At 65.1% G+C, this 21,888-nt stretch carries 21 protein-coding genes; 6 read left to right on the forward strand and 15 right to left on the reverse strand.

Annotated features, from left to right (window positions below; translation table 11 throughout):
- Window positions 1-6: 6 nt before the first annotated feature.
- The 3 genes from NFH98_RS08095 to NFH98_RS08105 form a co-directional block, all read right to left on the reverse strand.
- Window positions 7-768, reverse strand: coding sequence for an ABC transporter permease (locus tag NFH98_RS08095; protein ID WP_108132729.1), 762 nt, complete (start codon window positions 766-768; stop codon window positions 7-9).
- Window positions 765-1,697, reverse strand: coding sequence for an ABC transporter ATP-binding protein (locus NFH98_RS08100; protein WP_108132730.1), 933 nt, complete (start codon window positions 1,695-1,697; stop codon window positions 765-767). Before NFH98_RS08100 ends, NFH98_RS08095 begins: the two co-directional genes overlap by 4 nt.
- Before the next feature lie 166 nt (window positions 1,698-1,863).
- On the reverse strand, window positions 1,864-2,409 hold the full coding sequence (locus NFH98_RS08105) for a cytochrome b (RefSeq protein WP_349622479.1): 546 nt from the start codon (window positions 2,407-2,409) through the stop codon (window positions 1,864-1,866).
- Window positions 2,410-2,794: 385 nt separating this feature from the next.
- Here NFH98_RS08105 and NFH98_RS08110 point away from each other — a divergent pair, with 385 nt between their 5' ends.
- Window positions 2,795-3,247, forward strand: coding sequence for a cupin domain-containing protein (locus tag NFH98_RS08110; RefSeq protein ID WP_261392186.1), 453 nt, complete (start codon window positions 2,795-2,797; stop codon window positions 3,245-3,247).
- Between the two features lie 276 nt (window positions 3,248-3,523).
- Here the strand turns inward: NFH98_RS08110 and NFH98_RS08115 are convergent, their stop codons facing one another.
- Complete coding sequence (locus NFH98_RS08115) at window positions 3,524-3,802, reverse strand: peptidylprolyl isomerase (RefSeq protein ID WP_349622480.1); 279 nt, start codon at window positions 3,800-3,802, stop codon at window positions 3,524-3,526.
- A gap of 166 nt (window positions 3,803-3,968) precedes the next feature.
- Here NFH98_RS08115 and NFH98_RS08120 point away from each other — a divergent pair, with 166 nt between their 5' ends.
- Window positions 3,969-4,505, forward strand: a complete 537-nt coding sequence (locus tag NFH98_RS08120) for a 2-thiouracil desulfurase family protein (protein WP_348815852.1) — start codon at window positions 3,969-3,971, stop codon at window positions 4,503-4,505.
- Between the two features lie 11 nt (window positions 4,506-4,516).
- Here NFH98_RS08120 and NFH98_RS08125 read toward each other — a convergent pair whose 3' ends face one another.
- Entirely contained in the window at window positions 4,517-5,788 is a 1,272-nt protein-coding gene (locus NFH98_RS08125; RefSeq protein WP_349622481.1) for a ChaN family lipoprotein, read from the reverse strand.
- A gap of 354 nt (window positions 5,789-6,142) precedes the next feature.
- Here NFH98_RS08125 and NFH98_RS08130 point away from each other — a divergent pair, with 354 nt between their 5' ends.
- Window positions 6,143-7,351: a methyltransferase gene (locus tag NFH98_RS08130; RefSeq protein WP_349622482.1), complete on the forward strand. Its 1,209-nt coding sequence runs from the start codon at window positions 6,143-6,145 to the stop codon at window positions 7,349-7,351.
- Window positions 7,352-7,514: 163 nt separating this feature from the next.
- Here NFH98_RS08130 and NFH98_RS08135 read toward each other — a convergent pair whose 3' ends face one another.
- Complete coding sequence (locus NFH98_RS08135; protein WP_349622483.1) at window positions 7,515-8,813, reverse strand: cation:proton antiporter; 1,299 nt, start codon at window positions 8,811-8,813, stop codon at window positions 7,515-7,517.
- A gap of 558 nt (window positions 8,814-9,371) precedes the next feature.
- Here NFH98_RS08135 and NFH98_RS08140 point away from each other — a divergent pair.
- On the forward strand, window positions 9,372-10,031 hold the full coding sequence (locus NFH98_RS08140) for a DNA-3-methyladenine glycosylase family protein (RefSeq protein ID WP_349622484.1): 660 nt from the start codon (window positions 9,372-9,374) through the stop codon (window positions 10,029-10,031).
- 129 nt (window positions 10,032-10,160) lie between these two features.
- Here NFH98_RS08140 and NFH98_RS08145 read toward each other — a convergent pair whose 3' ends face one another.
- On the reverse strand, window positions 10,161-10,634 hold the full coding sequence (locus NFH98_RS08145; protein ID WP_213231798.1) for a secondary thiamine-phosphate synthase enzyme YjbQ: 474 nt from the start codon (window positions 10,632-10,634) through the stop codon (window positions 10,161-10,163).
- A gap of 181 nt (window positions 10,635-10,815) precedes the next feature.
- Between NFH98_RS08145 and NFH98_RS08150 the strand changes: the two genes are divergently transcribed.
- Window positions 10,816-11,265 (forward strand): carboxymuconolactone decarboxylase family protein, encoded by a 450-nt coding sequence (locus NFH98_RS08150; protein ID WP_349622485.1) that lies wholly within the window; start codon window positions 10,816-10,818, stop codon window positions 11,263-11,265.
- An 87-nt stretch (window positions 11,266-11,352) separates the two neighbouring features.
- Here the strand turns inward: NFH98_RS08150 and NFH98_RS08155 are convergent, their stop codons facing one another.
- From NFH98_RS08155 to NFH98_RS08175, 5 genes are all read right to left on the reverse strand, one after another.
- Window positions 11,353-12,177 (reverse strand): phytanoyl-CoA dioxygenase family protein, encoded by an 825-nt coding sequence (locus NFH98_RS08155; RefSeq protein ID WP_349622486.1) that lies wholly within the window; start codon window positions 12,175-12,177, stop codon window positions 11,353-11,355.
- On the reverse strand, window positions 12,174-13,376 hold the full coding sequence (gene argE, locus NFH98_RS08160) for an acetylornithine deacetylase (protein ID WP_162816360.1): 1,203 nt from the start codon (window positions 13,374-13,376) through the stop codon (window positions 12,174-12,176). The genes NFH98_RS08155 and argE overlap by 4 nt, the downstream gene beginning before the upstream one ends.
- Window positions 13,377-13,401: 25 nt before the next feature.
- Window positions 13,402-14,817, reverse strand: a complete 1,416-nt coding sequence (locus NFH98_RS08165) for a YfcC family protein (protein ID WP_052704477.1) — start codon at window positions 14,815-14,817, stop codon at window positions 13,402-13,404.
- Window positions 14,818-14,908: 91 nt separating this feature from the next.
- Window positions 14,909-16,447 carry a histidine ammonia-lyase gene (gene hutH, locus NFH98_RS08170; RefSeq protein ID WP_222517010.1) on the reverse strand — a complete coding sequence of 513 codons (1,539 nt, stop codon included), beginning with the start codon at window positions 16,445-16,447 and terminating at the stop codon, window positions 14,909-14,911.
- A gap of 287 nt (window positions 16,448-16,734) precedes the next feature.
- On the reverse strand, window positions 16,735-18,132 hold the full coding sequence (locus NFH98_RS08175; protein WP_349622487.1) for an aminotransferase-like domain-containing protein: 1,398 nt from the start codon (window positions 18,130-18,132) through the stop codon (window positions 16,735-16,737).
- Window positions 18,133-18,239: 107 nt separating this feature from the next.
- Between NFH98_RS08175 and NFH98_RS08180 the strand changes: the two genes are divergently transcribed.
- Window positions 18,240-18,851, forward strand: coding sequence for a LysE family translocator (locus NFH98_RS08180; RefSeq protein ID WP_349622488.1), 612 nt, complete (start codon window positions 18,240-18,242; stop codon window positions 18,849-18,851).
- A 47-nt stretch (window positions 18,852-18,898) separates the two neighbouring features.
- On the opposite strand, the gene NFH98_RS08185 is transcribed toward NFH98_RS08180, so the two are convergent.
- The 3 genes from NFH98_RS08185 to NFH98_RS08195 all read right to left on the reverse strand — a co-directional run bounded on the left by NFH98_RS08185 (window position 18,899) and on the right by NFH98_RS08195 (window position 21,846).
- Window positions 18,899-19,315 (reverse strand): RidA family protein, encoded by a 417-nt coding sequence (locus NFH98_RS08185; protein WP_045995003.1) that lies wholly within the window; start codon window positions 19,313-19,315, stop codon window positions 18,899-18,901.
- 138 nt (window positions 19,316-19,453) lie between these two features.
- Entirely contained in the window at window positions 19,454-19,795 is a 342-nt protein-coding gene (locus NFH98_RS08190) for an MliC family protein (RefSeq protein ID WP_108447738.1), read from the reverse strand.
- 104 nt (window positions 19,796-19,899) lie between these two features.
- Window positions 19,900-21,846: a cation:proton antiporter gene (locus tag NFH98_RS08195; RefSeq protein WP_349622489.1), complete on the reverse strand. Its 1,947-nt coding sequence runs from the start codon at window positions 21,844-21,846 to the stop codon at window positions 19,900-19,902.
- Between the last annotated feature and the right edge of the window lie 42 nt (window positions 21,847-21,888).

Below are 21,888 nucleotides of genomic sequence, written 5' to 3' on the forward strand. Positions count from 1 at the left end.
CTGGATTCAGGGCTTGAGTCGATAGCCGCTTCTGAAGATGGCGTGGATCACCACCAGGGCCACGGCCATGAACAACAGGATCATGCCCAGGCTGATCCACACGCTGACGTCACCGAGCCCGTAGAAGCTGTAGCGAAAGCCCGACACCAGATAGACCACCGGATTGAACAGGGTCACCGTCTGCCATAGCGGTGGCAGCATGTCGATGGAGTAGAAGGTGCCGCCGAGGAAGGTCAGTGGGGTGATCACCAGCAGGGGCACCAGCTGGAGCTTCTCGAAGCCGTCGGCCCAGATACCGATGATGAAGCCGAGCAGGCTGAAGGTCAGGGCGGTGAGAACCAGAAACAGCAGCATCATCAGTGGATGCTCGATGGTAAAGGGCACAAACAGGCTGGCGGTACCCAGCACGATAAGCCCCAGGACGATCGACTTGGTGGCGGCGGCGCCGACAAAGCCCAGCACGATCTCCAGCGGCGAGATCGGCGCCGACAGGATTTCGTAGACGGAGCCGGAGAAGCGTGGAAAGAAGATCCCGAAAGAGGCGTTGGAGACGCTCTGGGTCAGCAGCATCAGCATGATCAAGCCAGGCACGATAAAGGCCCCGTAGGGAATGCCCTCGACCTCACTGATGCGTGACCCGATGGCCGAGCCGAACACCACGAAGTACAGCGAGGTCGACAGCACCGGAGAGACCACGCTCTGCAGGATGGTGCGCAGGCTGCGGGCCATTTCGGCCCGATACAGCGTCTTGACCGAGGTGAGGTTCATGTCCGTTCCTTGACCAGATTGACGAAGATCTCTTCCAGCGAGCTCTGACGGGTGTGCAGGTCCTTGAAGGTGATGCCGGCGGCGTCGACCTCGCCCAGCAGGTCGGCGATGGCGCCTTCGCCGTCGTCAGCACCATCGTAGCGATAGACCAGGGCGTGGCCGTCATCGGCCAGGGTCAGGCTGCGGTGGGCGAGCGCCTCGGGCAACTGGGAGAGCGGTTCGCGCAGGTGCAGGGTCAGCTCCTTGCGCCCCAGGCTCGCCATCAGTGTCTGCTTGTCTTCGACCAGCACCAGTTCGCCTGCGCGAATCACGCCGATGCGCTCGGCCATTTCCTCGGCTTCTTCGATGTAGTGGGTGGTGAGGATGATGGTGACGCCGCTCTGCCTGAGTCCACGTACCACCTCCCACATGTCGCGCCTCAGTTCGACGTCGACCCCGGCGGTGGGTTCGTCGAGAAACAGCACCTGGGGCTCGTGGGCCAGCGCCTTGGCGATCAGTACTCGTCGTTTCATGCCGCCGGACAGGGTGATCAGGCGATTCTTGCGTTTCTCCCACAGGCTCAGCTGGCGCAGTACCTTCTCGATATGCGCCGGGTCCTTGGGCTTGCCGAACAGGCCGCGGCTGAAGGAGACGGTATCCCAGACGGTGGAGAAGGCCTCGCTGGTCAACTCCTGGGGCACCAGCCCGATGCGCGAGCGGGCGGCGCGGAAGTCGTCGAGGATGTCATGGCCATCGACCAGCACACGCCCGGAGGACGGATTGACCAGGCCGCAGATGACGCTGATGAGGGTGGTCTTGCCGGCGCCGTTGGGTCCGAGCAGGGCGAAGATCTCGCCGCGACGAATCTCAAGATCGATGCCCTTGAGCGCCTCGAAACCGCCGTTGTAGACCTTGGTCAGTCCCTTGACGTCGATGATCGGGGCGCTCATGTCTGGGCCCCTTCGGCGGCAGGTACAGGCCGCCCGGGTGCGACCCGGGCGGATAGAGATGCTGAGAGATGCGGGCGAGGCATGGAGACGTCCTTATCGATTGACCCCGCCCATCCTAGCGCGACCGCTCTGATCTGCACACAGTCGGGCGCCGTCCCGGCGCGTCTCAGTCGCGTGGGGTGACGTTGGTCATCCGCGGCAGCACATCGGGACTGTGGCGGCTGACGCGATGGAGCACTGCCATTACCACATGGCCGAGAGCGAGGGCGAACAGGGCCCAGCCCAGCCAGCCATGGAGCAGGTTGGCGGGGGCCTCCATCCAGGCGATCTCGTCTCCTTCGAAGCCGGCCATCAGTTCGATGCCGAAAGGCGAGAAGGCGCGGCCGGAGCCGTACTGGCGAAGGAGCGCGATGGAGGGGATGAGAATCAGCAGGCCATAGAGCGCGACATGGCCAAGGTGCGACGCCAGGTTGACCCGTGCCGGGCGACGCCGCTGGTTGATCAGCGCCCAGCTCACGCGTAGCAGCATCAGTACCAGAATCGTCAATCCCACGGGCTTGTGGCTGCCCCACAGCAGTTCATCCAGCCAGGAGTCCTCGAACAGGAACCTGGCGCTGGCGGTAACGAGCTGCCACACCACCAGCGCGGTGATGGCCCAATGGAAGAAACGGCTGATGCTGCCGTAACGGTCGGGAGTGTCGGTGATCGGCATAGGGGTGTCCTCATCATCGGGTAACAGATAGCGTCGCGGTTCATTGGTTCTTGTTTTTTTGCCTAGGCTAACCCAGCCCAGCGGACCAGGCGGGTGAATTCTCCCAAGAGACTGTGCAAAAACCGGCAGTCACGCGTGGAACACGGTGTTCGACGATGTGCGTTGGACAGACTGGTGTAAGGAAGGCCGCAGCCGCGCTACTCAAGGATTCCCAATTCGACGGCGTCTTCGGCAAGAGGATCGATCCATGGCTCGAGTGTCCCCCCTGACGTATAAAAAAAATGTGGCTGAAGCAATGGCAAGCAGAGCAATCGCAAGCGGTGCTATGGCAAGCGGTGCTATGGCAAGCAGTGCATTGGCAAGCAGTGCATTGGCAAGTCAGCCAATGGCGAGCAGGGCAGTGGCGCTGGCGCAGTCACCCTGGCGTTCGCTGGTGCTGCTGGGACTCGGCCTGGCGCTGATGGTCGCGGTCTCGCCCCGGGCGTCGGCGCAGGCGGGCGAGCAGGTGACGCCGAGCGTGTCCCAGAACATCATGCAGCAGAAGTGGGTGTCCGATGACTCGAACCTGATCTCGACCATGGTGCTGGTCACCCTGGACCCGGGGGCCAGCCTGCCGCCTCACCGTCACGCAGGGCCGGCCTACGTCAAGGTGGCCACCGGTGAGGTGATCTCGCAGCTTGAAGGCGGGGAAGAAGAACGCTTTGGCCCCGGAGACGAATGGCGAGAACCCGAGGGCGTGCGCCACGTACAGCTGGTCAATGCCAGCGACGACACACCGGCGGAACTGATCGTGGTGATGATCCACACCCGTGGCGAACCCCTGACCCGGGTGGAATGACCCTGTCAGTGTCGCTCTGATAGCCCCGCTCCGACGGTATCGCTCTGACGGTATCGCTCTGACGGTATCGCTCTGACGGTATCGCTCTGACGGCATCGCTCTGACGGTATCGCTCTGATAGCCCCGCTCTGATAGCCCCGCTCGGATCGTGCCCTGCGGATTATTCGACACGCCGACACGACAACGCCGCGATCTCTCGCGGCGTTGTCGTTGCTACCCAGGCGGGTCTGAGGCTCGGTCGAAAGGTCGCCAAGCGTAGGCGCCTTGCTGGCAAGCCTAGCCGCGGCTGGTGACTTCCAGCAGATGATAACCAAATTGGGTCTTCACCGGGCCCTGGACCTTGTTGAGGTCGGCGGAGAAGACGACCTCGTCGAACTCACGCACCATCTGGCCGGGGCCGAAGCTGCCCAGGTCGCCGCCCTGGCGGCCGGACGGGCAGGAGGAGTGCTCGCGGGCAACCTCGGCAAAATCACGACCGTTCTCGATCTCGGTCTTGAGGGTTTGGCACTTTTCTTCGCCGTCGACAAGGATGTGGCGGGCGGTGGCCTGGACCATGGGATGACTCCTGAACTTCACTGAAGGTTGGCTGATGTTGCGAGACGCGAGCTTACCACGGGTGCCGCCGAGGCGGCACCGGGCTTGGTTTGTGTCCAGGTCCGGTGCACCATGGGACTGTCGTCGCCGCCCTTGCGCCCTCTCTTGTGTAGAACGAGTAGATACGATGGACCCGAAATCATCATCCGCCGCAGCAGAACTGACCCCACTTCTGGTCAGCGCCTGCCTGCTCGGGGATCCGGTGCGATATGACGCCGGGCACAAGTGGCTCGGCGACGAGCGTTTGGCCCAATGGCGTGACCAGGGACGGCTGGTGCCGGTGTGCCCCGAGGTGGCGGGAGGCCTGCCCACACCGCGGCCCGCGGCGGAGATCGCAGGAGGCAGCGGCGCTCAGGTGCTGGCAGGCGAGCTCAGGATCGTCGACATCGACGGCGGTGATCCCACCGAGGCCTTTGTGGCGGGCGCCAGGCGAGCGCTCGCGACCGCCAGGCGCTACCATTGCCGGTTGGCGCTGTTGACCGACGCCAGTCCGTCCTGTGGCAGCACCCAGGTGTACGATGGCCGCTTCAGTGGCAGCAGGATCGCCGGTGAAGGCGTGACCGCCGCGCTGTTGCGCGATGCCGGCATCGAGGTCTTCGCCCCGCACCAGCTAGAGGAATTAACCCGCCGTCTGGATGAGCTGGATACCGACCGGCGGCGTTGAACGCCGGAGCGCTATTCTTGAGGCACCTGCTCCTGCTCTTGTTGCTGCTCTTGTTGCTGCTCTTGTTGCTGCTCTTGTTGCAGTGCGGGTCGCTGGTGCTGTCGAGTCCCTTCACCTCGCTCGACGTCCAGAGCGGGTTCCACGATCGGGAAACTCACCGTCAGCGTCTGGCGCTGGTGGTCGCGCGTCACCGTGATGCTGGCCTGGGTGCCTGGCAGTACGCGAGGCACCAGTGCCTTGAGCTGGTAGGGATGCGCGATGCCACGCCCGGCAAAGCTCAGGATGCGGTCGCCGACGCGCAGCCCCGCAGCCTCGGCGGGGCTGTTCGGGACCACCTCGGTCACCACCAGGCCCGGTCGGTCCTCGCTTGATTCGACACCTACCCCGAGTCGCGGCCCCTCGCTCTGCTTGTCTTCGCGTACCACAAAGACGGCGTCGGCAAGTCCCGCTTCGGCCTCGCAGGCGTCGTCGGCAGACAGCGGCAAGAGGCTCGCGACATCGGCGATACCCAGGCTCTTGAGCTGTGCCTCGATTCCCTCGCCGTGGCTGGCGTGACCCATTCCCACCAGGCCCACCGCCAGGTGGCCATCTTCGACCAGCTCGGCGAGCCCCTGAGCCATGGCCATGTCCCACACCTGCTGGGCGTAGACGAAGCCGTCTATCATGTCGTCGTCGAAGCCCTGGCCAAAGCCCTCGGCACCAAGTTCCTGGGCGTGTTCCTCGAGACTCGCCTCGAGCCGTTCACGGTAGGACGGCATGGCCGCTACGGGTTCGGGTATGCCGTAGCGTTGTGCCGGCGGCAGTGTGGAGACGCCATCCTCGACCAGCCGTTGGCGCAGCTCAGGGGTGACGTTCAGTGCCTTCAGTGGCAGCGCCTGGTCCCGGGCAAAGCGCAGCACCGGCAGGTACAGCTCGGGGTCGAAGCCCCAGTAGCGGTACCACTGGCTCTGCTCGAGCAGGGCGGCCTCATCGATGTCACCGGCGATCCAGGCGTCCAGTGCCGGTTGGCTTTCCCTCGGCAGCATCTCAAGGCCAATGGCCAGATTCGGCTGATGGGCGTGCAGGGCGGCCAGGCTCGCCAGCTGGAAACGATGATGGTCGGGACGATCGTGCTGTTCACCCAGCAGGACCACCTGCTGGCGGGCGAGCATCGGCCAGCCCATCGCCGGCGCCGTATGGACGCGAGTGTCGCCGGGCGTGACCCAGTCGCCTGGCGCCAGGCCAGCGCCTGTTGCAGTGCTGGTGCAGGATGCCTGGGCATCGAGGCCGAGCACCAGCAGCATCGTCAGAGTAGCCAGCCTCGGCGTCGCCCATCGGCGCGGGAGAGAGCAGAGATGTGACGGTCGAAATCGCAGAAGGGGCATGAGCGGGGCCAGCGTGAATCCAGCGTGAATCAAGAGAGAACCAAGAGTGAACCAAGAGCGGAACCAGCGCAGCTTCGGACCGGAACGAAGCCGAAACCAGACCGAAGCGAGAGCCGAAAAGGTTCAGGCTAGCCGCCCCGGCGCCGACGATCCAGTGTGGCCTGCCCATCGCTTGATCGATGTCCCGCCTGCGGCCTGCTGGTACCATGACGCACGCCGTCCACTGTCCATCGCCCAACACCCACCTTTAGCTACCATGATCTTCGCGACCGCATGAACACTCCCTCGCTTCACGCCGAGCGCCTCGAGGCCTTGACCCGATTGCTCGCCGACTGGCACTGGCTCTGGTCGCCGGCGCCCTTTACCCATGCCGGGACTCCCTGGCCCGAGCGGGCGCCCGCCGGCGATATCGCCGCCTGCCTGCAGGCGCTGGACGACGCTCGGTGCCAGCGCTTGCAGCAGAGGCCTTTCGATGCCTCGCCGCTGGCCGCCTGGCTACCGGTGGATGAACTGGCGCGCCTGGTCAGGGTTCCCGATGGAGCGCCGCCGATCCAGGCGCCCGAGGCGTGGGCGGCCCACGTGGGAGGTCGCAAGTGGCAGCAGATGCTGGCCTTTGCACCCCAGGTGGCGGTCGGCCAGGGGCAGCGGCTTGTCGAGTGGTGTGCTGGCAAGGGACATCTTTCGCGTCTGCTGGCGCGCCGCCACGACGGCTCCATTTGCGCGCTGGAGTGGCAGCCGGCGCTGTGCGAAAGCGGCCAGGCGCTGGCCGAGCGGCAGGGACTGGAGGTGACGCTGGTCGAGCAGGACGTGATGGCGCCCAACGTGAGCCGACACCTCGGTGACGCCGATCGGGTGGTGGCGCTGCATGCCTGTGGCGATCTTCACGTGCGCCTGCTGGAGCTGGCACGTGAACAGAAGGTGGCGATCAGTCTGGCTCCCTGCTGCTACCAACGTACCCGTGACAAGATCTATCGCCCCCTGTCGCGTCAGGCGCAGCAACAGGCAGAGCGCCATGGTCTGTCGCTGGATCGAGAGGCGTTGGCGCTGTCGGTGCAGGAGACCGTGACCGCCAGCCTGGGAGAGCGACGCAAGCGTGAACAGGCGAACGCCTGGCGACTGGGTTTCGATGCTCTTCAGCGCCGGCTGCGCGGAGTCGACGACTATCTGGCGGTGCCGAGTCTGGCCTACGGCAGGATGCCGGAGCGCTTCGAGGACTTCTGTCGTTGGGCCGCCCGGGAGAAGGGACTGACAGTGCCCGACGGGATCGACTGGGACGCCTATCGACGTCGTGGCGAAGCGTGTCTGCAGCGGGTCAATCGACTCGAGCTGGTGCGCCATCTGTTTCGCCGGCCGCTGGAGGTGTGGCTAGTGCTGGACCGGGCCCTGTGGCTCGAGGAGGCCGGGTTCGAGGTCAGTCTGAGCCAGTTCTGCCCGCGCGCGCTGACCCCGCGCAATCTTGCCCTGGTGACGCAACCGACGTAAGGCCGCGTGATCACCAGCCGGTCGCGACGTTCCCGCAGGCGCGGCAAGTCCAGGTGCTGGCGCTGCCGTGGTGGTCGAGACGAGACGGCCCCGGACACTTGAACTGTCCGGGGCCGTGTTTTCTTCAAGGGAGGGGATAGCTCGGCTGTCGCCGCACGCCGGATCAGCTGCGCTTGTTGCGCCTGAATTGCTCGGTTTCCCAGACCTTGGCGCGCTTGATCAAGGGGGTGATGCTGGATCCCTGGATCAGGATCGAGAACACCACCACCGAGTAGGTCATTACCAGGATGATCTCGCGCACGTCGATGTTCTTTTCGGGAATCACGGTGATCCCCGACGGAATCGACATCGCCATGGCCAGCGCCAGGCCACCACGCAGTCCGCCCCAGGTCAGGATGCGCACCGAGTAGGGGTTGTAGCGACGAAAGCGCCGGAAGCCCAGGTAGGCCAGGCGCACGCTCAGATAGCGCGACAGCAGCACCAGCGGCACGGCGGCGATCATCAGCACCCAGTCCTCTGGGTGGAAGCTGAACGACAGCATGGTCATGCCGATCAGCAGGAACAGCACGCCATTGAGGAATTCGTCGACCAGCTCCCAGAAGTGGTCAAGATGCTGCCGGGACTCCTCGGAGAAGCCCTTGCGACGGGTACGGTTGCCGATGATGATGCCGGCCACCACCATGGCCAGGGGCCCGGAGACCTCGAGAAACTCGGCGAACACGTAGCCGGTGGTGGGCACCAGCAGCGTCAGCATCAATTCCATGGAGTGGTCGTCGGTGTGACGGATCAACTGGTGAAACAGCTGGCCGAGCACGAAGCCGTAGACGATGCCGCCGAGCGCTTCCTGCAGAAACAGGTGGCCGACGCTGGTCACCGTGGGGGTGGTGCCGCCGAAGGCGACGGCGAACAGGGTGACGAAGAGCACCAGACCGAAGCCGTCGTTGAACAGCGACTCGCCCTCGATCTGGGTCGAGATGCGCCGGGGCGCGTTCATCTTCTTGACGATGGCGAGCACCGCGATGGGATCGGTGGGAGAGATCAGGGCGCCGAACAGCAGGCAGTAGATCAGATCGAAGTCGATACCCAGCCAGCCCACCAGCAGCCACAGGCTGTAGCCGATGAAGAAGGTCGAGAACAGGGTGCTGCCCATGGCAAGGATGGCGATTTCCCACTTCTGGTCACGCAGGTGGGGGAGCTTGATCCCCAGCGCACCGGCAAACAGCAGAAATCCGAGGATGCCCTTCAGCAGGAAATCCTCGAAATTCAACTGATTGATGGCGGTTTTAGCGGTTTCGTCGAGGGCGAACCAGCCCGCGTGACCGGCGATGACGATGGCCAGCGACAGTATCAGAGCGCCAGCAGTGATCGCGATGGTGGTCTGAAATTTTCCGATCTTGCCGTTGATCAGGGAGATCACCATCGCCATCGCGGCGAGCAGGCAAAGGGTGTCGTACACCGACATGGAGGGAGGCCTCTAGGTAGGATGGGTGAGTCGTGTCGGCTCGAGCGCTGGCTCGAGGCCGTAAAAGGGGGGCAGCAGCAGGCACATCGGCTCGGCCCGTCGCATCGCCTGAGGAGGTCAGGCGCTGGTGTGACGGGGGAGGCGATTGTGACGTGTCCATCGCGGGAGTTCGGTCCTGAGCGTGGTGTGCTACGCCCTGGCCGGTTGGACCAGGGGGAGCGGATAGGGCTTGCGAACAGGTCTTGCAAATTGGGCTTGCGAATAGCGCCTGTACGCTGGATACGGATGTCCCGGCGGTCAGCATCTGCGGCGTCATGCTCGGAGGCGCTGAAGCCAGGCGTCCAGGCCTTCGACGCGTGAGACGCGAGTCGGCTATATCGGCGTTTCGCAGTGCAACAAAGTATACGCGGGTCGCGGTGCGGGTACATCCCGGATGTCGCTTTTTTTGAAGCGCGTGGGCGAGGATTGACAGGCGCCTGGCTTGTCTACGACAAAGGTCTGAAACCAAAGGCGTGTGTCGCTCGGTTCAAGCGAGCGCCCTGACGACAAGGAACCTCTATGCAAGTACACGATATCGCCGTACACCTGGGTCCTGCCCAGGCCCATCTGCGCCAGTTGGATGACGGTTGGGCGGGGCTGATCGATCGGGTGGGCGACTGCGGCCTGACCACCGCCCTCCATCGCAGCCCCTACGAGTCGTTGTCCAGGGCGGTGGCCTATCAGCAGCTCCATGGCAAGGCGGCGGCGGCGATTGTCGGCCGTCTGACGGCGCTGTTCCCGGGGCAGGATTTCCCCAGTCCCCGGCAACTGTCCGAGCTCCCCTCGGAGGAGCTCCGAGCCTGTGGCTTCTCGGCACGCAAGCAGGCGACCCTCCAGGGCCTCGCCGAGGCGGCACTGGACGGTCGAATCCCTAGCCGTGAACAGGCCGCCGAGATGGAGGACGAGGAGCTGATCAAGCGTTTCACCGCCATCAAGGGTATCGGCCGCTGGACCGTCGAGATGATGCTGATCAACACCCTTGGACGTCCCGATATCCTGCCGGTGGATGACTTGGGCATCCGCGACGGCGCGCGCTACCTGTTCGGCTGGGAACGCATGCCGACGCCAAGGGAGACCCGCGAGCTGTGCGAACCCTGCAGGCCCTGGCGCTCGGTGGCGTCCTGGTACCTGTGGCGCTGCAACGAACAACCGGATTACCGACGCCTGGCGAAGTCCTGAACCGGGCCAGGCAAGCCGAGAAGGCAAGGAAGGAGCAGAAGCAGCAGCGAGGATGACCGGCGACAGCCGTGCAGGGTTCGCAGCCGTTGCTGCGCACGCGGTACCCGCTGATGGCGACAGCAGGGTGACTTAGTCGCGACGGCGGTAGGGGTCGGGCATCGCCTGTTCCGGGCGCCAGCGGGTGCGCTCGCCGTTCAAGGTCAGCACAAGCTGGCGAGGCCCGCCGTGGTCGCGGTGCTCGCACAGATAGATACCCTGCCAGGTGCCCATCGCCAGGCGCCCTTCGGTGACGGGAATGCTGAGTGAGGGCCCCAGCAGGCTGGCCTTGAGGTGGGCCGGCATGTCGTCGCTGCCTTCCTGGGTGTGGCGGTAGTAGGGTGCGTCCTCCGGCACCATCACATTGAAGTGACGCTCGAAGTCGCCACGTACCGTGGGATCGGCGTCTTCGTTGATGGTCAGCGATGCCGAGGTGTGCTGGATGAAGACGTGGAGCAGGCCGATGCGCATGCTCGGCAGGTCCGGCAGTGCCTGAACGACCTCATCGGTGATCAGGTGAAAGCCCCGGGGGCGGGCAGCGAGGCGAAGGGTGCTCTGGAACCACATCTAGGACGGTCTCATTGTCGGCGTTGACGCTGGAGGCCATGGCACGGCAAGGCCCCTGCGCAGGAAAGCCCCTGTGCAGCAGGGCCATCGCTCGGGGCAGACAGGCGCCATCAGGCGGCCAGCGGTAAGGAATTTAAACGCGCAAAGACTACCTCCTTTCCCGTCCTGTGAGGAGTCCCGAATGAAAGATCAACGTCTGACCCGGGCCGACGTCTTTCGCCACCAGCCGATGCTGGCCAAGTCCCTGGTGGAACTCGAGCGTGCCGTGGCCGAGGCGGGCATCGAGTCTGAGCTGGTGCACCTGATCAAGCTGCGCGCCTCCCAGCTGAACGGTTGCGCCTTCTGTCTGCGCATGCACAGCCAGGAAGCACGCGAGGACGGTGAGCAGCAGTCGCGTCTGGATGTTCTGTCGGCGTGGCGAGAGACCCAGCTCTTCAGTCGCCGTGAACAGGCAGCGCTGGCCTGGACCGAGGCGCTGACCCTGGTCAGCGGCCAGGAGATCGGCGGCGGCGACTACACCCGCCTGGCCGCGGAATTCACCCCCGAAGAGCAGGTCAACGTGACGGCGCTGGTGGTCTCGATCAGCGCCTGGAACCGGATCGCGCTGGCGTTCGCCTTCCCGGTGGAGTGACGTCCTGCGGCGCGACCGAACGTCTCCCGCGCTGGTAGGCGAGGGCGTCTTGCCCCTATGTCCCGCCAAACTGGCCGGCGGGAAAGATCATCCTGCCAGCAGCGGAAACAGCGGGTGCTCCATGGGGCTGCCCGCGGGCAGTTCGTCGGCGAGGCCGGGAAAGGGCGGCGAGGTGGTCCAGGCCCGCGGTGCGTGGACCATGTCGTCACCCAGCAGGCGCACCGAGAAAGCGCGACGGCGATGAGGGCCGCTGACGCCGCCCGAGGCGTGCAGGGTCAGCATGTTGAAGAATACGGCGTCGCCGGGTTCCAGCGCCCAGCCAAGGATGGTGTAGCGCTCACGCTGGGCCTCGATGTCAGGCAGCTCGGCCAGACTGCCCTCGGGGAACCAGCTGGCCTGGTGGTCCATGAAGGTCCGCGGCATCAGCCAGGGCCCCTTGTGGGACCCGGCCACAAACTCCAGGGTGGCCGGCCGGGATACCGGATCCACCGGTAGCCACATGCTGACGTTCTGACTGCCTTCCACGTTGTAGTAGGGCTGGTCCTGGTGCCAGGGGGTACGCTGGCGGGTGCCCGGTTCCTTGACCAGTAGATGGTCGTGGTAGAGGCGTACCTGACGCGAGCCCATCAGGCGTTGCCCGATAAGCCCCAGCGGCGAGTCGAAGATGAAACCTCGATACGCTTCGTTGGTCTGCCAGTTGCAGAAGTCCTCGAAGAACCAGCCTGGGTCATCGGGTCGACTGGCGACCTTGGCCCGTGGGCTGGGATCGCGCAGGTTGTCCTCGATGCCCTCCGCCAGTCGCTTGAGCTCCTGGGGGCAGAAGATGCCGCGTAGACAGATGGCGCCGTCGCGCTGGAAGGCGGCGACGTCTTCGTCGCTGACCATGGTGTCGGGATGGATGCGCAGGTTCATGGGGCCTCCAGGCGGTGGAAGTCAGGAAGAGGAAAGGACAGCTGTGACAACAGCCGGTCGAAGAAGCCTTCGCACTTCGTGATCTGATCGAAGGCGATGAACTCGTCTGGCTGATGGGCCTGATGGATGCTGCCGGGGCCGCAGATCACGGTAGGGACGCCCAGCTGGGCGAACAGCCCGGCCTCGCAGCCGAAGCCGAGCGCCAACGGCTCGACGCTGCATTCGGCCAGTTCGGCGATCCATGACAGGTAGCCTTGGCGGCGTTCGTCCAGCGGTGGGTACTGGCCGCGGCATTCCAGGGTCAGTCTGGCGCGACGGCCGAGGCCGATCAGGTCGCGATCCAGGCCGCAGGGAAAGTCCTTGCGCAGGCGCTCGAGGATTTCCATGGCGGGCTGCCCGGGCAGCGGGCGCATCTCGAAGTCGATGCGGCAGTGCTCGGGGATCTGATTCAGCGCGCTGCCACCCTCGATCAGCCCGACGTGGACCGTGGAGTAGGGGGGATCGAAGCGCTGATCGGTGAGCGACATCAGGCGCTTTTCCCGTGCCAGCTGGCGGATCTGCGCAACCACGCCCGCGCCGACGTCGATGGCGTTGACGCCTCGCCCCGGGTAGCCCGAGTGGCCTCCCACACCCTCGATGGTGGCGCGCATGCCGACGTGGCCCTTGTGGGCGTTGGCGATGCGCATCGCGGTGGGCTCGCCGACGATGATGCCCCGCAGGCGTTCCTTGTGGGCCTCGAGAAACGGCAGCATCAGCGGGGCACCCAGGCACCCGACCTCTTCGTCGAAGGACAGCGCCAGCAACACCGAGTGACGCGAGTGCTCTGCCTGCCAGGCGGCCAGTTTCGTCAGGGCCACGCCGATGAATCCCTTCATGTCCGCCGTACCGCGACCGTAGAGGCGTTCAGCGTGGCGTTTCGGCGTGAACGGGGCGGTGACGCGCCAGTCTGCGGGGCTTGCCGGCACCACGTCGGTGTGGCCGGAAACCAGCAGGGCCGGGGCGTCGTGGGGGCCGAATTCGGCGATCAGATTGGCCTTGTCGCCGCTGTCGTTGTAGAGCAGGGTCACCGCCGCCCCACGCGCCTCGAGCCAGCCGGCGACGTCGTTGATCAGTTCAAGGTTGGAGCGATGACTGGTGGTGTCGAAAGCCACCAGGCGTTCAATCATCGCAAGGCTCAAGGGTAGCGTGTTGCTGGTCAAGACGAGGCTCCGTGAGTGCAGACCGTCAGGCGAGGGGCCAGACCACCAGGGTCGCCAGCAGGATGAGCACAGCGCCGAGGGCATAGAGCAGGGCGATCAGCGGCAGCATGAAACGCATCCAGCGGCTCCAGGGAATGCCGGCGATGGTGAGTCCCGCCATCAACCAGCCGGCGGTAGGAGTAAAGGCATTGGAGATGCCGTCGCCAAACTGGAAGGCCAGCACCGCGACCTGGCGGTGTACCTCGGCAAGGTCCGCGATGGGCGTCATGATGGGCATGGTCAGCGCCGCCTGGCCGCTGCCCGAGGTGACGATGAAGTTCATCGCGCTTTGCATGGCGAACATGCCCAGTGCTGCGGCCGACGCCGAGGTGTCGCCGATCAGCGTGGAAAGCGAATGGATGATGGTGTCGATGATCTCGCTGTGTTGCACGATGACCACGATGGTGAAGGCCAGGCCCACCGCCAGGGCGCCGTCCATCATGTCCTTGCAGCCGGTGGAAAAGGCTCCGGCGATGGTGTTGGCTCGCATACCGGCGAGCAGTCCGGTGACGATACCCAGCAGCAGGAAGACGCCGGCCATCTCCTTGAGGTACCAGCCGAAGGCACTGACTCCGGCGATGATCGCCACCAGAGCCAGGGCGAAGGCGCCGAGGATCAGCAGGTGGCGAGGGGTCAGGTCGACGTGATCGCCCGGTCCTTCTTCATCGGGCGGGGCCAGGCCGTAGACCACACTGCGCTCTGGCCGTGCCTGCACGCGACGAGCGTAGAACATCACGTAGCCGATGCTCAGGGCGACGAACGCAAGCCAGCAGACGAAGCGGTAGCCCATGCCGGAAAACAGCGGCAATTCGGCGATGCTCTGGGCGACGCCGACGTTGAAGGGATTGAGAAAGGAGCCGGTGTAGCCGATGGCGGTGCCGATCAGCGGGATGGCGGCGGCGACCACGGCGTCGTAGCCGATACGTCGCGCCAGCGGCAGCAGGATGAAGATGTAGACGATGCTGCCCTCGATCATGCCGTAGGTACCGGAACACAGGGCGAAGAAGGTCATCATCAGCGGGATGATCAGGATCTCGCGGCCCTTGAGCTTCACCAGCAGGAAGTGGACCAGCCCTTCGATGGCGCGGGAGCGCCTAAGGACCCCGAAGGTACCGCCGACGATGACCAGAAAGAAGATGATCGACGAGCCGCTCTTCATCCCTTCGAAGAAGGCGTTGAAGAACTCGAAGGGACCGATGCCCGGGGAGTCGATGGCCTGGTAGGTGCCGGCGACGATGACCGAGCGCCCGTCGGCGTTGGTGATGCGTTCGAAGCTTCCGCTGGGGACGAACCAGGTGACGATGGCCGCCAGCAGGGCGAGAAAGAAGAGGATGACGAAGGCGTGGGGGAGCGGCCTCTGTTGCTCGACGTGTGGTCTGGCGGCCATCTTGTCATGATTCATCGGCTGACTCTCGCTGGTGGCGGGGTTGTGGCACCTGGGGCTGAGTTCATTGATCCTTTCGGTTTAGTCCGAACCAGCGAAGCCTGTCGAGTCAGGGCGCGCGGCTGGGCAGAAGATCGTCGAGAACGAGGTCACACAATGCGCCTTCGTCCAGCAGACGTGTGGCGGCCTCGATGTCCGGTGCGAAGTAACGATCGTGGTCATAGTGGGTCACCCGGCGACGCAGTCGCTGACGGGCCTGCTCCAGCAAAGGTGTCGAGGCGAGCCCCTCGCGCATGTCGAGGCCCTGGCAACTTGCCAGCCATTCGATGGCCAGCACGCCGCGAACATTGGCCGCCATCTCCTTGAGTCGCCGTCCCGCCGCCGGCGCCATGGACACATGGTCCTCCTGATTGGCCGAGGTAGGCAGGCTGTCCACGCTGTGAGGGTGGGCCAGAGCCTTGTTCTCGCTGGCCAGCGCGGCGGCTGACACCTGGGCAATCATGAAACCGGAATTCACGCCGCCGTTTTCGACCAGGAAGGGGGGAAGCCGGGACATGTGGGTGTCCATCATCAGCGAGATGCGTCGCTCCGACAGGGCCCCGATCTCCGCCAGCGCCAGCGCCAGATTGTCGGCCACAAGGGCAACCGGCTCGGCGTGGAAGTTGCCGCCCGAGAGGATGTCGCCGTTGTCGGCGAAGACCAGCGGGTTGTCGGTGACAGCGTTGGCCTCGATCTCGAGCACCCTGGCCGCGTGGCGGATCTGGTCGAGCACCGCGCCCATGACCTGAGGCTGGCAGCGCAGCGAGTAGGGGTCCTGTACGCGGTCACAGTCGGCGTGGGAGGCCCCCACCTCGCTGGTGTCCTCGAGCAGGTGACGATAGGCCCTGGCAACGTCGATCTGCCCGGGTTGGCCGCGCAGTTCGTGGATGCGGGCGTCGAAGGGAACCCGTGAGGCCAGGCTCGCCTCGACGCTCAGGGCGCCGCACACGGTGGCGCTGGCAAACAGATCTTCGGCCTCGAACAGACCGCGCAGCGCCAGCGCGGTGGAGACCTGGGTGCCATTGAGCAGCGCCAATCCCTCCTTGGGTGCCAGGGTCAGGGGCGACAGGCCAGCCACGTTCAGGGCGTCCCGTCCCGAGAGGGTCTCGCCACGGTGGCGTGCCTGGCCTTCGCCCAGCAGCACCAGACTCATATGGGCCAGTGGCGCCAGGTCGCCCGAGGCACCTACCGAGCCCTTGGCGGGGATGACCGGCCAGACCTCGGTGTTGATCAGGGTGATCAGGGCGTCCAGGACTTCGCCGCGAATGCCGGAGTAGCCGCGTGCCAGGCTTGCCACCTTCAGCGTCATGATCAGCCTTACCAGCCCGTCGTCCAGGCGTTCACCGACGCCGGTGGCGTGGGACAGCACCAGCGAACGCTGCAGGTCCTCCAGGCGTTCGCGCTCGATGCGGGTCTGGGCCAGCAGGCCGAAGCCGGTGTTGACCCCGTAGGCGGTGCGTCCCTCGTCGATGACGCCAGCCACCGTCGCCACCGAGGCGTCGATGGCGGTGTATGCCGAGGGCTCCAGAGACACCACTGTCGGTGACGTAAGGAGCCGGCGCATGTCCTGGAGGGTGAGTTGGCCTGGGGTGATGACGAGTCGATGCATGGTGGCGAGCTCCCGAGACGTGGCCGAACATGATGGGAAAACTTTAATGTATATACATTAACAGCAGGGCAATGGCGCGGCGTCAAGGCAGCTATCGTCGAACGGCAGGCAAGAATCGCCAGGGGGGAGTGACGATGTGTGTCACAGACTGTGCCCGATCTTCTATACAGATTTCGCCGCTGACATGATCGGGGGCAGCGACTGGGTCGGCTAGTGCAGGGATGGCTCGATGGACGTCTGGACTCGGTTCACAACGTCAGCGAATTCAGGCAGGTGTCAAACCGTCGTTACAGTGTTGCCCAGGGGCTGGTGTCCCCCTGTTCCAGCACACGTCGCACGGTGGCGAGGGCCTGTTGCAGGGACTCGCGGCTGTCGGGGGCGCCCACGCAAAGGCGAATGGCCTGGGGCGCCGGCTCGCTGCCGGTACAGAAGGGTTCAGGCGTTGCCACCAGCACGCCTTCGCTCTTCAGCAGGGCCTGTACCTCGCTGGCCCGGCGGCCCTCGGGCAGCGGTAGCCAGAAGTTGGCGCCGTGGGTGAGATGGCGGGGCGTCAGGGCCTTGAAGCTTGCCCGTGCCAGACGCTGCCGAGCGGCCAGCTCTGCGGTCTGCCAGGCCAGCAGTTCGGGGTAGCGGGGCGAGGCGATCCAGCGCCGCGCCACCTCGGTCATCAGCGGCGGACACATCCATGACTGCGCCCGCAACAGGCTGCCGATGCGCTCGCGCAGGGTGGCCGGCATCTGCAGCGTGCCGACCCTGAGGCCACCGGAAAGCACCTTGGAGGTACTGAATACCTGCAGCGTGCGTTCCGGCGCCAGTTCCAGCAGAGACACACCGCGATCCTCCCGCGGCAGGTACTGGACGGCGTCCTCGATCAGCCAGAAGTCATGTCGGCGCGCCAGGGCGGCGAGCTGTTCCCTGCGCTGCGGCGAAAGCACCGCGCTGGTGGGGTTGTTCTGGTCCGGGGTCAGGTAGACCAGGCGGGGCACCTGGCGTTGGCACAGGCGTGTCAGTGCATCGATGTCCATGCCGTCGTCGTCCAGGGGCACCGCCATCGGCTTGAGGTGAGCGTGGCGGGTAGCGGCGTTGAACCCTGGATAGGTGAGGGCATCGGCGGCCACGCTGTCGCCGGGGCGGGTCAGGGCTCTCAGGCACAGGTCGATGCCGTGCTGGCCGCCCTGGGTAATCGCCAGCACCTCGTGCAGGGGAAAGCCGAGATCCTCAAGCCAGCATGACAGCGCCTCTCTGTGCTGCCGGGTGCCGATGTCGGGCTGGTAGGCGGCGACCATGGCAAGACAGGCCGGGTCCTCGGTCACCTCCGCCAGGGCCTGTTGCAGACACTGGTGACGCCAGGGGTGCGGCGGAGCAAAGCTCAGGCTCATGTCGACCACGCCATCGGAGTCGGCTGCGACGTGTACATCGAAGGGGCTGTTGCCGGCGGCGGCGTCATTGACGTAGGTGCCACTGCCGACCCGGGACGATACCCAGCCCCGTTGCTGGGCTTCGCTGTAGGCGCGGGTGATGGTGCCCACGGTGACGCCCAGCGCGTCGGCCAGGGCCCGTTGCGGGGGCAGTCGATCGCCGGCGGCGAGCTGGCCCTGGTCGATGGCATCGCCGATGGCCGAGGCGATCTGACGATAGCGGGCCGAGCGGGAGTCGAATTCGAGGGAGGGAGCCCAGATTGTCATGGTGACAATAAACTCTTTGACGGCAATTGTTGCCTGAGTATGCTTTAAAAACCGGGGTCAATTCACCTTGTTTCACACCATAATGCAAAAATTGTAGGGGTACAATCATGGAAGAGACCGCTAGTCAGCTCGCCTTTCTGCTTCCGGCAGCGCTGTTCATGGTGTCCATGACCATCACGCCGGGTCCCAACAACGTGATGCTGACCGCCTCCGGCGCCAACTACGGCTTCCTGCGTACCCTGCCACACCTGTTCGGCATCCTGGGCGGCTGTTTTGTGCTGTTCGCCTCGATCGCGCTCGGGCTCGGGGTGGTGTTCGAGCGCTATCCGGTGGTGCAGGGCGGACTCAAGCTGGTCGGCAGCCTGTACCTCTTGTACCTGGCGTGGAAGATCGCGACGGCCCCGCCGCCGGACCTGCGGGTAGGCGATGCCCGCCCGCTGTCCTTCGTGCAGGCGGCGGCGTTCCAGTTTGCCAACCCCAAGGCGTGGGTCATGGGTATCGCGTTGATGGCGGGGTTCCTGCCGGACGGCGGCAACCTCTGGGTCAACGCCCTGTTGCTGGCGGGCGTGGCGGAACTGGTGGGGCTGCCCTGCATCGCTCTGTGGGCAGGGTTTGGCACCGCCATCGGCCGCCTGTTGAAGAGCGACCGATCCTGGCGGGTGTTCAATGGGGTGATGGGGGCGCTCACCGCGGCCTGCGTGGTGATGATCCTGGCCTGAACCTTTCAGTCTAACGCGGTTGGGGCGTCAGGCTTGGTCGACAAGACTCAGCCCTCGCTGGGCTCATCTGGCGATGCCCCCTCGGGCCGCCGGGCGGTCAGGGTGATCTCCACCGCGGCGCCGCCATGCAGCTGTGGCGACACGGTGCAGGTACGCGCCGGATAGCGCGCAGCCTCGAACCACTCGGAGTAGACATCATCCACCGCCTGTTGCAGCGACAGGTCGGTGAGGTGTACCTGAACACGCACGGTGTCGGCCAGGGTGCAATCCGCCTGCTCGAGCAGGTGAGACAGACGCCTGAGGATCCAGCGAGTTTCTTCGGCGGCGTCACCGAGAATGGCGTCACTGCCCTGGATATCGGCGGCGGTCAGCCCCGACAGATGGACGTAGTGTTCGTCCATGACCAGATGGGAGCCCGGAAACTCGGGGCTGGGTAGGGTGGGGTCGTTGAAGTAGCGTGCCATCTTGCCTCCTGCTGCGGCTTGGTCGTTGTGCCGCTGGAGAAATGTCTGGCGAATGCCGCCGACTTTCCTTGCGGAAAGCAGGCGGCGGAAATGCGTTTGTCGGTTGACTGCGGAGAGCGTCCGGGAATAGCGCGGGCGTCAGCTGCTGACTTCGCACTGCACCGGCATGCGCCGGCCGATGGTCCAGGTGGCCTCGTTGCCCTTGCCACGGAAGACGTGCTGGCCGTTTTCCGAGGCGTAGTGCATGCCAGAGGCGGCGGGCTGGCGTTCGAGCGGGAAGCTGTCGCCGTGCATCTGTACCTCGGCGCTGTCCTGACTGTCGAAGACGATGGTGAACTGGCTGCCATCCTGGCAGATGTAGTCGGCGGAGGGCGAGGCTGCGGCGTCGGCGCTGTCATCATGGCCACTGCCGCCGGCACAGCCGGCCAGGGCGGTGAACAGCGCAGTGAAGGCGGCAACAGGGATCCAGCTGGCGTTCATGAAACATCTCCTTGTCATATGAAGGGAGCCGTGGAAAAGGCTCGCCTGGCGTTAGGCCTTCCCAGGCTACACAAGTTCCGCACCCGCCACGATACCTCGCCGGATCAGCCCTGCTCGGGCGGCTCGCGTCCGGGAGTCGTGTTGTCGCGGGAGTCGCCGTCGTCATCGTCATGGGCCCCGTCGTCAACGCTGACATCCGTCGAGCCTGATTCTGCCCCAGCCCCAGCCGCTGATTGTTGCTCCTGGCGTCTGGCGTGGCGCTCTGCCTTGTCCTGATGGGTGTCGTCGGGCACCAGGGCGAGCAGGGTCTCGCCGTCACCGGCATCGAAGCTTTCATCCTTGTGCATGACGCGTACTTCGCCATCCTCGTTGTAGGTCGAGATCACCCGGGCGTCGGGGTTGTCGCGTCGATAGTCCTCGAACGAATAGCTCTCGCTGAGGCGCGTCAGACGGACGCACCAGCCCTCGCGGATGTAGTTGGTGGCCTGTTCGAAGTCGAGTTCCTTGGCGAAGAAGCGCCCGCCCAGGGTCTGCTCGAGATGATCGCCACCGGCACCGCCCCCTGGGGCGAAGCGGTACACCTGATGGTGGCCGAATTCGGGAGCATAGTGCATGCACAGCAGGGCGTTGTAGTCGTCGTTGTCGGTCAGCGCCACCATGCTGTCGAAACGGCTGAACTCGAGTGTCAGTTCGGCCTCCTCGGTGAGTACCTCGCCGTAGTAGGTGGGAATGTCGCGGCCTCTGACCTGGCGCAGATGGTTGTAGTTGCGATCGGCGATCAGCACCGGGCGCCCGGTGGACTGGATGGCCTCGGCCAGGGCGACCGTGAAGGGGTTGGCGCCGATGATCAACAGCCCCTTGGTATCGGTGGACTGAAGATTGAAGCGACGGGCCAGGGGCTGCAGCGAGAAGCCGTGAAGCAGCACCGTGACCGCGACGATGGCAAAGGCCAATGGCGACAGCAGGGCGGCGTCCTCGATGCCGATGTCGACCAGGCGCGCGCCGAACAGACCGGCGATGGCCACCGCGACCACCCCGCGTGGACCGATCCAGCCGACCATCAGCTTTTCGCCGAAGGGCAGGTCGACCTTGATCAACGATATGAAGACCGCCAGCGGGCGGACCAGCAGCAGTACCACTGCGACGAACAGGATTTCGCGGGTCGTCAGGGTGGCCAGGGTGCCCAGGTCCACCTGAGCGGCCAGCAGGATGAATACCCCGGAGACCAGCAGTACGGTGATGTTCTCCTTGAAGCGGCGAATCTCGTCCAGCGACGACAGCGACGAATTGCCGATCACCACGCCCATCACGGTGACCGCCAGCAGGCCGCTTTCATGCAGCAGGGCATTGGGCAGGGCGTAGGTGGCCATGACGAAGAAGATGATCACCGGCACCTTGAGAAACTCGGGGATATGGCCGCCCTTGATCGCGCGGATCAGCCCCCAGGCGGTGGCCAGTCCCACCGCGCTCGCCACCGCGATGCCCAGCGCCATATGGCCGAGTGTCATCGACAGCGAGTGAGAGGAGTTGAGGACGATGGCGAGTTCGAAGGCCAGCACCGCCGCCAGGGCGCCCACCGGGTCATTGAGGATCGCTTCCCAACGCAGGATTTCCCCCGGACGTCGCTTGAGGCTGGCCTGGCGCAGCAGGGGAATGATGACGGTGGGGCCGGTGACGATCAGGATGCCGCCAAGCACCGAGGCCGATGCCCAGGTCAGCCCACCGATGTAGTGACCCGACAGGGTCGCCAGCAGCCAGACCAGCGGGCCGCCGAAGAACACCAGGCGCTTCACCGCAAGCTCGGCGCCCTTCAGCCGTGTCAGGTTCAGCGTCAGGCCGCCCTCGAACAGGATCATCGCCACGGCGACCGCGATCAGCGGTTCGAGCAACTCGCCGAATACCGAGCGTGGGTCGAGCACACCGGTTACCGGGCCGATGAGTACGCCGCTCAGCAGCAGCAGAACGATGGCCGGCACCTTCCAGCGCCAGGCCAGCCACTGGGCGCCGATACCGAGCGCCGCGATCAGGCAGAAGACGAGAACGGGGGTCATGAGGGCTTCCCTGTGGTCGAATCGGTGCAGCCAATACTTTGC

It is taken from the genome of Halomonas sp. H33-56, from assembly GCF_040147035.1.
GTDB lineage: Bacteria > Pseudomonadota > Gammaproteobacteria > Pseudomonadales > Halomonadaceae > Halomonas > Halomonas litopenaei.